The 13,797-nt window shown below is 41.4% G+C and carries 12 protein-coding genes; 2 read left to right on the top strand and 10 right to left on the bottom strand.

Annotated elements, in window-relative coordinates; genetic code table 11:
• The 10 genes from AB4Z50_RS14145 to AB4Z50_RS14100 form a co-directional block, all read right to left on the bottom strand.
• On the bottom strand, positions 1-639 hold the full coding sequence (locus tag AB4Z50_RS14145) for a hypothetical protein (protein ID WP_441879819.1): 639 nt from the start codon (positions 637-639) through the stop codon (positions 1-3).
• Positions 640-666: 27 nt separating this feature from the next.
• The gene (locus AB4Z50_RS14140; protein ID WP_441880232.1) at positions 667-1,422 is read right to left on the bottom strand and encodes a DUF6094 domain-containing protein; all 756 of its coding nucleotides are present in this window, start codon (positions 1,420-1,422) and stop codon (positions 667-669) included.
• A gap of 117 nt (positions 1,423-1,539) precedes the next feature.
• Complete coding sequence (gene ltrA, locus AB4Z50_RS14135; RefSeq protein WP_441879816.1) at positions 1,540-3,426, bottom strand: group II intron reverse transcriptase/maturase; 1,887 nt, start codon at positions 3,424-3,426, stop codon at positions 1,540-1,542.
• Positions 3,427-4,129: 703 nt separating this feature from the next.
• A complete protein-coding gene (locus tag AB4Z50_RS14130; RefSeq protein ID WP_441879813.1) occupies positions 4,130-4,435 on the bottom strand; it encodes a hypothetical protein in 306 nt (101 codons plus the stop codon).
• A gap of 145 nt (positions 4,436-4,580) precedes the next feature.
• Complete coding sequence (locus AB4Z50_RS14125; RefSeq protein ID WP_441879810.1) at positions 4,581-5,738, bottom strand: DNA polymerase III subunit beta; 1,158 nt, start codon at positions 5,736-5,738, stop codon at positions 4,581-4,583.
• 355 nt (positions 5,739-6,093) lie between these two features.
• Positions 6,094-6,411 carry a hypothetical protein gene (locus tag AB4Z50_RS14120; protein WP_441879807.1) on the bottom strand — a complete coding sequence of 106 codons (318 nt, stop codon included), beginning with the start codon at positions 6,409-6,411 and terminating at the stop codon, positions 6,094-6,096.
• Between the two features lie 302 nt (positions 6,412-6,713).
• Positions 6,714-7,520, bottom strand: a complete 807-nt coding sequence (locus AB4Z50_RS14115) for a hypothetical protein (RefSeq protein WP_441879805.1) — start codon at positions 7,518-7,520, stop codon at positions 6,714-6,716.
• A 136-nt stretch (positions 7,521-7,656) separates the two neighbouring features.
• Positions 7,657-8,163 (bottom strand): single-stranded DNA-binding protein, encoded by a 507-nt coding sequence (ssb, locus tag AB4Z50_RS14110; RefSeq protein ID WP_441879802.1) that lies wholly within the window; start codon positions 8,161-8,163, stop codon positions 7,657-7,659.
• A 75-nt stretch (positions 8,164-8,238) separates the two neighbouring features.
• The gene (locus AB4Z50_RS14105) at positions 8,239-9,492 is read right to left on the bottom strand and encodes a toprim domain-containing protein (protein WP_441879799.1); all 1,254 of its coding nucleotides are present in this window, start codon (positions 9,490-9,492) and stop codon (positions 8,239-8,241) included.
• Between the two features lie 17 nt (positions 9,493-9,509).
• A complete protein-coding gene (locus tag AB4Z50_RS14100) occupies positions 9,510-10,520 on the bottom strand; it encodes a hypothetical protein (RefSeq protein ID WP_441879796.1) in 1,011 nt (336 codons plus the stop codon).
• A gap of 794 nt (positions 10,521-11,314) precedes the next feature.
• Here AB4Z50_RS14100 and AB4Z50_RS14095 point away from each other — a divergent pair.
• Positions 11,315-12,307, top strand: coding sequence for a DnaA N-terminal domain-containing protein (locus AB4Z50_RS14095; RefSeq protein ID WP_441879793.1), 993 nt, complete (start codon positions 11,315-11,317; stop codon positions 12,305-12,307).
• A 345-nt stretch (positions 12,308-12,652) separates the two neighbouring features.
• Complete coding sequence (locus tag AB4Z50_RS14090; RefSeq protein ID WP_441879790.1) at positions 12,653-13,498, top strand: copper amine oxidase N-terminal domain-containing protein; 846 nt, start codon at positions 12,653-12,655, stop codon at positions 13,496-13,498.
• The last annotated feature ends 299 nt before the right edge of the window (positions 13,499-13,797 follow it).

The raw sequence follows: 13,797 nt of genomic DNA, 5'->3' as shown, positions 1-13,797 counted from the left end.
TTAAATTGCCTCCTCTACATCATCGTCTTCCGTTAGATTGATTGCACCAAAACGCAGACCGTAGGTAATATAACCATCCAGAACTTCCTCGCCAGCAAGTAATTCGTACGCAACCAGATCCGGGTAATCACCGGTAAAGTCATGAATGACCAGTTGAACAAGATGCTGGTCTTTGACAAGCTGATTGAATAAGAACGACGTCCACTCCTGAAGCATCGGCGTTTCATAGTACGCCTCTATAGCCCAGAAAAGCTTCTCATGGATATTCCCATCCCAAGCAAATATCACGTAACCTTCCGGCTGCCGTGATAGAACCTTTTCACTGATCACAAGTCCAGTAACCAGGGTTTCATTCTCTCTTTGGGATTGGTGTTTGTATTTCCCTTGCGGCCTTATGCTCATTTGAGACCGGTCATAATCTTTTTCACCGATTCGTGGTGCATGTCTTATCCAAAAGGAAACGTCGGTCGCCTTCCTTGAATGATGGAACTGAGCAAACACTGCCTGTACACGAGAGTCAATATCTATGACATTCGCGTATACAAGTTCATGATGCTGTTTATCATCCAAACGAGTGACGATGAGTGGTGTGTGGACCCTTACATTTATATCCTTGTGAATAAACTCCATATGTTTCATCCTATTACCCCCAGCTTCGATCTGATTTTAATTCTCGAGACGTCTAATATTTCCGTTTCGATCTACGATTTTAAAGAAGATACGGAATGTCTCGGTTTCGGTGATTATGGTCTCCTGATCTGTATCTTGAATATCTTTAATGATCTCCTTTTTCACTATTCCTTTCAGCACATGCAGTTGTTCCCCTCTTCCGACTTTACCGTTTAGCCTTCCGCTTGCCATCCGCAGTACACGGTGCATTTCCTTATCCGGTAAAAGTGGTTGAAGTTTCAATGCTGGCTTCTTAGGGGTAGACCACTCCATACCTCGTTTGGTTAAAGCAGATGCATTTACCACCTCCCGAACAAAGTCCACGTCCATTCGATTAGATCGAAATAACTTGGGAGTAATGTTTCCTGGAAGCACTTTGTACATCGGCGCATCCAGTAACGGGAGGCGCTCTAAATCACTGCCTTCATCCATGAGAGCTAGAATACGATCTACTTCATTCCGGTTAAGAAACTTCTCTTTACGCTTACGGCCGATCGCATAAACTTGGTGATAGGTATCGTCATGCGATTGAAACACCCGAATGTCATCCAGGTTAGCAACAAGCATTTTTACAATGTCCGACGTCATTCGTCCGCGTGGTATGTTGTAAACAAGAATCCCGTCTACCGCTACATACATAAGAAGATGCCGCAAAAACCGTTTTTCTTTTCGCTCCACTTTAGATTCAACCGTTTCGCTGTCCGAATCGTATGGCGGATTGAGATACATTAGACGGAAATTGTCACGGCTGATTATAGCGATAGGTAAGGGACGACATCGGCATTATCCGTTATGCCTCCCTTTTCCCCCGCTTCGCACCGTGCGTGCCACTTTCATGGCACACGGCGCTCCATCGATCTCAATGTCAATTTAACTAGTCCGCTCGACTTTTTCTCTAAAATCCAATATTTTCAGCCAAATCTTCTTTCCTAGGTGTTCCAAGTTCTGATTACTATGAATGAATTCATGGCACCCCTTGTGAACACTTGCAAGATTCATTACTCGGTTGACCACAGTTAAGGGTAATTTTGGAGAGACATGATGCGTTTCAATATCCCATGACGGTAGAAACTCGCTACATACTCGGCATTTACCTTTATCTCTATTAAAGGCATAAGCTCTATTTAGGTAGTATTCGAAATTGTAGATCGGACCGCTTAGTCTTTGGCTTAGAGCCTTAGACTGGTTAAGCAAAAGGATTTCATCAGCCCGGACTGCAACTGGCTTCTTCGTTGTTCTTGTGAAGTATGCCTCTCGACCTTCCTTAGAGTAAGGGGTTTCCACCTGATTTTTGTAAGTCGGATTCGTTCTCTTACAGAATTTGATATTCGTGATACCTACCTTAAGACCGTTGTAGTCTATGGTAGGAATCTGAGTATCATAATTCATGTGAATGGAGGTTAAATTGTTAACTTCACTGGCTTTGCACCAGTAGCCCCCATATCTCTTAAGAGCTTTGAACGCCGCAAATGAAAGGATATTGGCGTACTTATTCAGGTCGTAGTTTACCCATGTGGCAATCTCATAGTATTGGATTAAACCCCGGATTTTAGAATTGACCAAATTAATCTTGTGAACTACTTGTTCCTTGAGAATTTGATTTCCGACTACTCTCAGACGCCTTAAGCTCCTGATTTCGTCGTGAATCTCCTTGATCTTGGATTTTAGTCGTTCTTGATTAGGTCGTGTTCTAGTAATCCAGCCTGTACGGGATTTACCTTTTACCACCTTGAACTCGAAACCAACGAATTTAATGGGTTTCCTACGAATATCCGTAATAACTGTCTTTTCGTCTGAAAGCCTAAGCTTCAAATTGGTATTCAGGTATCTAGATATTCGATTCTTCCATTTTTCCGCGCTACTTTTAGAGTTTGTTATGAGTACCCAGTCATCGGCGTACCTAACAAGGTAAGCCGGTTTAAGGTTCGTCGATTTCAACGCCCTTATTTTCTTGTCCTGGTCACTATATCCATGCCGAGTTTGTTTTTCTTCCCATTCACGAACAATCCATTGATCTAAGCAGTTGAGGTACGCATTAGCAAGTAGAGGAGAAATGATTCCTCCTTGGGGTGTCCCAAGTTGGTTAACGCTCTTTTCATCCATGATTCCTGCTTTAAGCATCTGTTTAATGATCATCAATACTCTACGGTCCCTAATACCAAGATGCCAAAGCTTTTTCAGCAGTAAGGTATGATCGACATTATCGAAGAATTTACTGATGTCACCTTCCAGAACCCAGTGATAACCCGTGCTGTGTGCTTGCTTCGTCACTCTTCCGATCGCCATATCCGTATCCCGCATGGGTCTAAACCCATATGAATGCTTGAAGAATTGTGCTTCAAGTATCGGTTCGATAACCATACGCACGCATTCCTGTATAATCCTATCTATTACAGACGGGATGCCGAGTGGCCGTTTTTCATCGGTACCAGGCTTAGGAATGTAAACTCTTCTTACAAGGATTGGACTATAGTTGATCAAACAGCTTTGGACTCGATTGATTACTTCATCGTAGTTAGAATGAAGAAATTCTTCTCTCAACTTTTCTCCATCTGAGCCCGGGGTATCACTGCCTTTGTTTGCCTTAATCTTGTGGATCGCTGTTAGAATAGTTGCCTCTGCGGATATAATCTCTAACAAACCTTTGAAGCGCGGTAATTCCTTGTTCTCGAGTGCATTTTTAGACTCCGAGTAAAGATTTTCTAATAACTCCTTTAGCTGTCCTTCGGATTTTGGATAGTCGAATTTTTGAGCCAATGCGACCACCTCCTTTTGAGGATTCGCCGTATTGACGTTAGTCAGGTTTGCACAGCGGCTTCCTCGACATGTTGAGCGGTCTTATTGTACGTTGAGTTCGACTATGCCCCTTCGCCATGTGCTAGGTTTTCCCTAACTCGGACTACTACGGGCTGCTGTCCTCCAAATACAACGGTCATTTCCTACCGTTTAGAGATATCAGGTATGACTCCCTTTATCACTCTCTATTGGAGTTCCGTTGTTCCCTATGTCTTAGCTTTACATATCGTTTTAGCCCTCTCCTATGACCCGTCAGCCGTTCCTTTGTCCTTGGTTGGGGGACTCGGAACTGTAATCCATATTGGATGACAACAGTCAATTAGATGTAGATCTAACTAACCACGACTGATCCCGCCATTGGCGGGTGAATGTCTTCTTATTAAACATTCCCGAAGTTACGAGCCGTACAAACGGAGATTCAATAGTTAGGCATGACGATTTTATAGCCCCGCGCTTACTTCTCTAACCGCTTCACAGGTCTGATTTTCAGCTCTTCACCGAGCTTCGTACAACGAGAGAGTCATTTCTCGATGCACGTCGGAGTTTAGGGGAGGATTACCAACCTTTAATCCTCAACAGGAACTTCCCCTGTCTATTCAGACATAGAGTTAGTCTTTGAAGTCAAAGACTCTAGGTTTTATTGCGCATTTCTGCGCAGATTGTCCTAGAACAACGCGCACCTACATTCCTCGTAGCCTCCATACAAAGCATTTGGGATTCGAGAACGGAGCTCCAAATACTTTTCTTCGTTAGGCTCGATACCGAAGGAAACAGCCGAGGATTCCTCAGTGAGTATTTCAAGTGCTCGCCCGCTCCCGGCGCAAAAGTCTGCAACAGAGAATGGCGAGTTAGGGAATTGAAGCAGGCTGCGGACGCAAAGCATGTCCTGATCAGTTGTTTCAAAATTCCCCATCCTCACTTTATTTCGAAGAACGCGGTCAAACATACCCTTCATGTTTCCTGCTGCCATTAAAATTACCCCCTCAGTGAAATAAAAAAGAGCAGTCGCAAAGGCGAACAGCTCTTTTTTCATACATTTGATCGCAGAATAAGACAGTCCAAAAGTACCGTGGAATGTCTTACTTTGCTTCCAATCGCCGATGCCGGCCCCTTACCTATCTAACCTGATTCACAATGACAATAACCGAATCATCACCGTCGAACTCGATGAATCCCGGTAACCCAATGCCCATAGTTCTCAAGGAAACAGATTTGACGTCTCTACTCCCAACAAGAAGCGCCTCTTTCAGATACTTAGCGTTGAATCTAATACTCGGGAAGCCTTCATCAACCTCGGAACCTGGAAACACTTCGCAGATATCACCTGTTTGAGAATGAGAATGTACTGTCAATTCTCCATTCGTGTCTACTTCCAATGTCATCCGATTATTCTCTACTCCATCAAGAGATAACATCCTATTCAAGGTTGCGTCCATTTCTCCGCGCGAGACCTTTATCGCAGCACCTTCTTTAACCTTATTAAAAAGGTGAGAAATATCCGGATATGTACCGTCAAGTAATCTCCCGAAATAGATGGTATTTGAATCACGCATGACCAAGTGCTTAGTATCAATGGCCACATCTATTAGACTGGCTTTTATCGAATCAACAATCCCTTTGATCTGGAGCGCGGGTATCATAGCGTTTTGGAACTTTTCCGGATCTTCTATAACTACGTCAGAGATATACCGGTAAACTCTATGTCTGTCTGTACCCATAAACGCCAGCTTCCCATGATGATTGTGAATATAAATTGCCGACAGCGTAGGAGTCTTCTCATCCGACAATGTAAATTGCGACGCAAGTACGCCTTTTTTTAACATTTCGATCGGAACCGATATGAATCCCCCTCTCGACAGCTGCGGCAGAGAAGGGTATTCTTCTGAATTTAAGGCAGAAAGTTTTGCCTTGCCTCTTACCCCATATGATATAACGACCATAGAATCATTCTGAGTGAATGACACTTCTCCAGAGGGTAATTTCCTGACAAAATCGATTGCTTCACCTGCTGGGAGTAAATAACTCCCATCAATGCCATTATCGTTAGATACCTTCAACATACGAAGTACTGCTTGCGATAAATCCATGGCCGTAATAAATAATGTGTCTCCTTTGAGGTCGAACTTGATGCAAGATAACAACGGAATAGCCGATCTTTTCTGAACGACTTTTGCACATAGTAATAAGGCATCAAGTAATTCATCTTTCTCCACTTGAAAAGCCATATTCCCCGTTGCGATAATCCCAAGTTGTTTTTCCTCTGTTGCTGTCATTCTAATTTCCTCCCTGTTTTTGGGCACAAAAAAAGCCTCGGGGAATAGAAAAAAACATACCTATGGTATGTCCCAATCAATTCTCCGAGGCTATAATCGCGCCTTAATGTGTTGTTGTCCGTCTCCAGACGCTCCTTCACTAGCCGAATATATGACGGCAGTGACAATAAAAAAATGTAATCGTAATAGCCACATTATAGCAGGTTGATAATAGGGCTATCAATAGGGATAAAGAAAAAGCCGACAATTACTACCATCGGCTTTCCCTTATTACTCCAATATAACGTGTTCAAAATCTTAGACTTAGCAATTTGACAGCACGCTAAAATCCTTAAAAGAAATTTGTACTACCTATTTACAGAGATAACACGCTTCTTAATTCAATCCACGCTTTCCGGAAATAAACGACTTCTTCAGGAAGAAGATAGTCCGGCTTCAGTCGTAGGAATGCCGTATCAAAAAGTAAATCTGTTTCAGATGCCAAAGTACTGAGCCCCTGGTCCATCCACCTATCTACAAGCTCATGCTTGGCCATAGCTGGAAATATTACACTTATACCCAAATGATATGCACGGATCGTAAGCTGCAATTTATCGCCGAACGTTTCCACGCATACCATGGAGTATGTAAGATTAGACATCGGTCTGAAATGAGCAATTGCCATATTGTCCATCAGGTATGAATCCGGCCCATTGCAAACTCTGCAAAGTGAAAGGAACATACAATTAATTGATATGTCTTTAGGAAGAAACTTGTGATTACAACAATCGCACTCAACTCTATTATTTTCGCATATACAAAGACTACTTATTGAGTCAGTTTCCTCGCAGCCATACCGCACTGACATCCCGCAATCTTGACAGTAAACCTCTTTATTCAATTCGATCGCTCCTCTCGCCCCTTCCTCTCCGAAGGGGCGCAATAATAATGGCCCCTTCTGAAGAAGGAAAAGAAAGTAACGAAACATCTTATCGTTTATAGAAAGGACTGGATGACAGGATTATGATAATCTGGACCACTCTCTTGTTCAATTTTATGTTTAAGAAGCTTCCGAATAAATGCTGGCCCGCTATTTGCTGGGACTGCCCTAAACGTAATACTGTCAAAAGGACAATAATCCTTAATCGTAAGCCACTCGTCTCCCCCATCAACTTGGTTTATAAATACCAGGTTCTTATATACAAAGGCTTGACCGAGGCTCCAGGTACCACACTCGAACTCTTTAATCAATGCTTCGACGCTTTCAAAAATGCGAAAACTCTTTCGTGTGAAAAACGGATCGTTTGCTTGATTTATCCAAGGGTTTTCGTATCCAAGGTATAGCCACAAGTCGATCATCTTCCTTTTTCCACAATTCATGCAAAGAACCTTACCGTTTGAAAGATTGCTATAGCATTCTTGTCCTGCAGAAACCGTTTCACCACAATAACACTTATCGTTTGATGTAATGCCATGCGACTTCCAAACCAATCTCCCTGGCAAGTCAATGAAATCTTGACCTAATTTCTCACCGAACCAAAGCCATATCACAAATCTATTTGTTGTTGATTGCCACACCAAGAAACTCTCGGTAATCCCTTCTGTAGAAGGATCGTGAGTAAGATTCTCAAACAAATTCCAAAGTTGTTTAAGTTGCTCTTTTCTAAACATGGATATTTGTTTACTTGTCGGTTTATTCTCAATTTTAAGCACACTTTGACATTCAAGACAGCGTACGGCCTTATATGGTGTATCCGACACATATGTTTCACCGCACTCGCAGAAATACAAACCAACATTCATAAATTTACTCCTTATCAGCCCCTTTCACATGGGGGGCTGTTTCTTCTCCCCCATGCAGGGCACTGATAAAGCATTTTCATATTACGAAAAACTTAAACTAATAATCATGACCGTCTATTGAATACAGATCTACTCTTTAAAATGGCAAATCATCCTCTGATATATCAATCGGACGTCCGTCGTCCTGGAACGGATCACGATTATCGTTACGTGAGTTATTACCAGTTGGTCGGTTGCCACCTCCGCTTTGAGAAGTGTTGCTGTTGCTTGTTCCCCCGCTGTAGCTGCCCCCTTCTTCTTGAGATCCTCCACCACGTTCACGATTGGATTCCAAGAAACGAACATTATCAGCGATAACTTCCGTTACGTAGACTCGTTTGCCTTCGTTGTTCTCATAATTCCGCACTTGAATGCGACCTTCAACCGCTGTTAAACGGCCTTTTCGCAAATAGTTGGCGCAAGTCTCGGCTAATTGACGCCAGGTTACAACTGGTATGAAGTCCGCTTCTCGCTCCCCTTGACCACCGCTCGTAAAAGGTCGATCTACAGCTAACGTAAATTGTGTAACTGCAACGCCTGCAGGCGTATAGCGAAGATCCGGGTCTTTTGTCAATCTACCAATTAGAATTACACGATTCAACAATTAAATATCCTCCAATGAATAATTATTTATTTTCTCCAAACCAAAATGATTCTTCCTGAACTTATTTTGTTGCCTTCAGTCTAATATTCTAGCTATTTGCGGCAGGAAGCCTGCATCCGTAAGATCGTCAATTCCTTTCCCCTGTGAAATATCCCACATTGCTAAACTCAGTGTCATATCCGTATTCTTTGCAAAAAATTCGACACATTGTTCTAGTGCCATCTCGACCTCAGGTGTACTCACAACATCTGCGTCGTATGCGAATACAACATGTTTACATCCGAGTTGCTTAAGTGGTTCAAGCAGTAGGGAAAAAGCACCAACACCAGGAATACCAAACACAGGCTTAACAAGCGCGTCAGCAGCCTTGTCAGCTTTTATCGGCCCTTCCGTAACCCAAACCTCTTCACAACTGATCATCGTATCCGGGGTTTCTCCTACCGACCACAGTTTTAGACATGGATACGGCAGAGCTAAATGTATGGGGAGCGGACCACCGATTGATGATCCATTTAGCTTATCGCCGCTGCTCCACCACCAATAGCGGTTACCAGGTCTTAATACAATCCTAAATACAAATTGACCGGATTTAGAATAACATTCTTTTTTATCTTTCTCCGTAAGAATGACTTCCATTATTTTATCCTGAATGAATAGCTTACACTTTGCTCTCCGATTCCCATTTTCATCAGGGTTAACTTCTTCTAAAATTTCTCCTTTGATTGCACCTTCCATATGTAGCTCTAGAAGAGGCTTATCCACTCGAATCTGCCAACCAGTAATCTCGTTCTTTATCGATCGAAATGGAATCATAAGCCCCTGAGAGCCACCCATGGTCCAATATGGACCATAAGATCCTTCTACGCAGAAAAATCCCGGAACGCCTAAAAGATCGCTTTGTTCGCCTACGCGACTTATTACTTGTTTAGCAACCTTGTAACGTTCTGGACCTGGCATCGTTCGGTATTCACGCAATCTGATTGCTTCATCCTGCATATTACGATCATTTCGTAAATGTTGGGCATGCTGTGTAGAAAGCGGGAGCTCCTTCGTTAAGGCACGATAGACGCGATTAAGATGATAATCCGGCTTCTTATCGACAGCACGATTAACTTCAATCTCAATCTTTGTCTTGGGAGCAGCCTGCGGATCAAGATAATGGCGGTACTGCCTCCCAATCGTGGAATCAAAGAAATCGTCAGACACAACTCGCATGCAGTGGACAATGGTTTGTTCTTTATTAATTCTGCACCACCCACGTTGTCCGCACACGATACATGCCGACGTAATTTCATACCATCCCTCGTGCTTAGTTCTTCGAAGCTTCATGCCTCTGCCTCCTATATCTACGATGCTTGATTTTGACTTTCATTTTTCAAATTTTCCTCAACAATACGCAACTGTTGTAGATCAAGAGAATTGAATCGACCGTCCCAAGTCACATGTAACCAAGATTGCACAAGATTTTTTAAATGCAATGAGTTAACATGCATCTTCATTTCCATTAGACGACCTACAATATGATTCTTCTCTCTCTTTGCACTTTTTTCATCGTCGGCTGCGCTAGTTCGCTTGCCAGATGAAGATTGTCTTGGATCTTCCTGAAGCTCTTGATGGTTATGAGACTGGCTATTGGAGCGGGATGTTTCTCCACTCTGAGGGCCGCTTCCAATGCGTTCTGGTCGCTGTTCTCCTCCCAGCGTTCCGTTGTCCGAATTTTGATCGGCGGTAGGTGGCTTCAGTTCCTCCAACGCCTTTCTCTTAGATTTCTCAATGTAGTTCTCTTCAAATGAAGACAATCCGGATCCAATGTTGCCGTATCCACCGTGAGATAGGGCTCGACCTATAGCACTTGTAGATGCATTCTCGATCGGGTAATTTGCATCGACTCCGGATCCACCGAAACCAATGATGGCACGTTCCTTTGTCTTAAACGGCAGCCCATTCTTATTCAATCCCTCAAACGAACAAGTCATTACCCATACGGGCCCAATCTGCTCTGGGTACGTATCGAGTACATAAGATGCACCGTGAATCTTATGAACATCAATCATTTCAGTAAGCCTACCCTCTACATCGAAATAAGGCCGGAAAGTCTCAACAAAGGTTTTCCCATTGTAGGAATGTAAACCCTTATCTCTTTGTAAGGGGGTCAGTGTAAACTCCCGATCATAAACTTTTTCTTTCTGTGATATCAGGCGAATATGCTTGTGATATTGTTTGGGTACCGTCTCATAAACAGCTAAAATGTGTTGATGAGCTAGATTCCGTATATCCAAAGCTTTATTCAAAATAAACGATTCCTGATTCCCCGCCAAGGAATCTTTCTGTCCGATATTATTTTGATTTCTGCCCATTTCGCATTCCTCCAGATTTAAGTTTAGAATTGCCTCCTGCTTCTTTTTTTGACCTTGATAAATTAATTAACCTCCTAATCTTTAAATAACTAAAAAAGACGCATTCCAATGAATGCGTCTCGTGTATGGAAACAAAAAAAGACATACTGATAGCGTATGTCGTTTAAGCGTCCATTGTTTGCTTACAAGCCAATTGGCTTCCCCATCTTCGCTGAATCAGGATCGGCGAAGAAAATTAGTCTTACTAGAATGTATAAATTATAGCATCCAAACAGTAGATTGGTAAAGTATAGGTACGAAATGATATACGTATTTATTCGATTGAATATACGCAATATTTACCGATAGCTAGCCTGTTGAATAGCTATGTTTCTCCAATTTTTAAATGAACGATTATTGATTCTTTTCACAACAAATGTGGATTATTGTCATTTTCGTCCTTTACCAGTTCCAACAGAAGTGCTATATTTTACTTGCATGCTTGTCGGGTTTTGTCTTACTTTTTCCAAAAATGGAGTCCGGCACTATAAGAAAAGCATGTGTTTTAATGCCAATCTTGGAATCACACAGTCCATTTAATTAAAAAATATTACATAATAAAATAAGAAAAAGCCCCTACCAGGTCACATTCATTGTCCTCCGGCCGCCAAGCGTTGAGACATTGAATGATTCAGGAGTAGAAGCTTTATTCACAGTATCATTGTGCTCATTGTAGCATAGCGATAATGAAAAATAAAGCGTCTATTCTCTCTTGAGTATTGCCATTTATGGGGCGTCGTCGAGGGAGTTTTTTTATGTCAGATAAGAAAAATTTAAAAGGTGGATCATCGAAGCTTCTTTACTATCGTAGCCGGCCTACAGGAAACCGCACACCAAAAACAAAAATAGCTCATGGGAAACAAATTCCATATTATGAGGAAGAACTTGAAAGAATCTACTTTAAAGAAGAAGACGTTCAAAAATTTTCTCTAGATAGACATGGACAGAATATTCCTTACGTTGATGGCCACCTTACCATCATCAATAACTATATGTTTGATTATTGGAGTCACTTCCTCTCTGCTGAGGGGATCGCATTATTTGGTCATCTCTTACGTTATTGCTATGGAACTAAAGATATATGTTGGCCAAATCTCGAGTTAATAGCCTTAAAAATGAATAAAAGTCGTAATACTGTTAAAAAGTATCTGGGTATTCTCGAAGAGTATGGCTTTGTATATCACTTTAATGTGCAAAATGCAGACAAGAACAATACTGATGAAAGTCCTTTATTTAAGGTTCGAAAGAAAGTCCCTTTTCTTTCACATGAACTCTATGAGCAAATGCCATTGGTTTTGCAAGTCGATCATGATCGATACATTTCTCACCTTTTGGAAACCTGTGAAAAGGAAGATTTAGAGTTGGACACTTCCGTCAATTATAATGATCTTTACAATGAATTGATCGATAAAGGTAGAATTCAGCGCAAGCCACAGCAACTCTCTCTTTTCGAGGCCGAGAAGCAAATGCAGATCAAAAAGCAGCTTCTACACCAAGATGTCACAGATGTAGACAAGCAGCTCTGGTCAGCATTCATAGAGGAAATTAAAAATAAAATTTCAAAACCATCTTTTGATACCTGGTTTAAAGGTACCTTTGCAATAAAACGTGATGGACTATATACAATTTATGCACCACATCAACATGTTACAGAATGGCTTGAAAGTAGATACTATGATCTTATTACGGATGCACTTCATACTGTCGATACTAATTTCACCGGGATAAGAATTGAAAGCACTAGTTAAAGACAAAAGGACTCTCGAGCAAGGACTCTCGAGAGTCCTTTTTTATTTGGGCATTTTGAAATAATAAGACCCCTGTCTCTTGAAAGCAGCCCCGTGAGGTCACCATAGCAAGTCGCTTTTCGTTGTAGCTTTATAATAAAGTTTGATAATTTTAAAGCTACGTTTTTCGTTAAGGAGACCAAATATTTTTAAAATAAGGTTTGATAAAAACTGAACTTAACAACGAAAGGCTGCCAGTTATTCAACTAGCGTTATCCGTTAGTTCAACGTTTCTGCAACTTAATAATGGAAATTACGTTTGTATGTGGGGTAAGACAAAAATACAATTCTTAACAGGAGGTTACTATGATTAAAAAACTGACTTTCACGCTGTTTGCAATTGCCATGCTGATTCTCCCAGCTCTACCGACTCTAGGTTCTGCGGCCAATCAAGTAGCGACTGTTGCTAATGGCAAATTACTTAACAATCGTGTACTGGTTCCGTTACGCGCTATTTCTGAAAATTTAGGGACGCCTGTGGAATGGCATCAGGGAGAAAAAACAGTAGTAATCAACAAAAGGGACTCTGTAATACTCATTCCCACAAACTTTAAACGAGCGGTAATTATAACTCCATCCCTTGATCCCTCTATTAGTAAAGATATAAAATACATTGATTATGATGCGCCAGCCCAGATCATCCAAGACACAACCTATGTTCCGCTGCGGTTTGTCAGCGAATTGTTGGGTGCGTCTTTGACGTGGAACAAGCAGTCCAAAGAAGCAACGATCACATTGGATGGTAAGCAAACTGTGGTGAAAATGGAGCATCCATCCTTTGAACCCACACATAAGCTCTCGAATGAGCGACTTAAACTACTGTCAGAAAAATTGAACGAAGCCACAGATGTTTCTAAGGCTAACAATATAAAAACTGATTTTAAGCCTTATTTTACGAATACTCTTATCAATTCAATAGTGAAAAATAAAGGGCTTGATAAAGAACATAAGCAAGATACTCCAATAACATCTGTTTACTATACGAGCAAGACAACTGCAAGTTTAACGCAATCAATTATCTTTGGAAATGGTTTGACTGCAGAAGATCATTATGTTTCGGATCGAACTTCCTATTTTGTATATACGGGGGGAGTATGGAAAGTTGATAGTGTAAAGTTCACATTCAGAACGATTATCCAATTGGGTTTATAATGCTTACCCAGAGAATTAAATGTATAAATGCTGTCTTTTAAGTCAGTAACTAAGTTAGAAAAAAAGTATTCCGCTCCAGTTTATCATTTTTTGTTACTTAACTAAACTCCCTCTATGGAGAATCATTTTTCTCTTAAATGCTCATGTTTCCTTAGGTTTTGAACGATTTCCTTTCGTACAAGACAACCTTTAAATGGAACAAGATTGTAGATAGTGTAAAATATGGGGCGAAGAATGTACAAAAAGCCTCTCCACTCAGACCACTCGTTTAAAAAAGTGGACTTTGGGAAGATTTATGG

Origin of the sequence: Paenibacillus sp. 2TAB26, from assembly GCF_052115145.1 — a bacterium.
Classification (GTDB): Bacteria; Bacillota; Bacilli; order Paenibacillales; family Paenibacillaceae; genus Pristimantibacillus.
The sequence above is the reverse complement of the archived record's forward strand: the minus strand, read 5'-3'. Positions and strand labels throughout refer to the sequence as shown.

What these genes read in the sequence shown, in the direction of transcription:
- AB4Z50_RS14145 (WP_441879819.1), bottom strand. Translation starts at nt 639, where the DNA reads ATGAAACATATGGAGTTTATTCACAAGGATATAAATGTAAGGGTCCAC.
- AB4Z50_RS14130 (WP_441879813.1), bottom strand. Translation starts at nt 4,435, where the DNA reads ATGGCAGCAGGAAACATGAAGGGTATGTTTGACCGCGTTCTTCGAAAT.
- AB4Z50_RS14125 (WP_441879810.1), bottom strand. Translation starts at nt 5,738, where the DNA reads ATGACAGCAACAGAGGAAAAACAACTTGGGATTATCGCAACGGGGAAT.
- AB4Z50_RS14120 (WP_441879807.1), bottom strand. Translation starts at nt 6,411, where the DNA reads ATGGACAATATGGCAATTGCTCATTTCAGACCGATGTCTAATCTTACA.
- AB4Z50_RS14115 (WP_441879805.1), bottom strand. Translation starts at nt 7,520, where the DNA reads ATGAATGTTGGTTTGTATTTCTGCGAGTGCGGTGAAACATATGTGTCG.
- AB4Z50_RS14105 (WP_441879799.1), bottom strand. Translation starts at nt 9,492, where the DNA reads ATGAAGCTTCGAAGAACTAAGCACGAGGGATGGTATGAAATTACGTCG.
- AB4Z50_RS14100 (WP_441879796.1), bottom strand. Translation starts at nt 10,520, where the DNA reads ATGGGCAGAAATCAAAATAATATCGGACAGAAAGATTCCTTGGCGGGG.
- AB4Z50_RS14095 (WP_441879793.1), top strand. Translation starts at nt 11,315, where the DNA reads ATGTCAGATAAGAAAAATTTAAAAGGTGGATCATCGAAGCTTCTTTAC.
- AB4Z50_RS14090 (WP_441879790.1), top strand. Translation starts at nt 12,653, where the DNA reads ATGATTAAAAAACTGACTTTCACGCTGTTTGCAATTGCCATGCTGATT.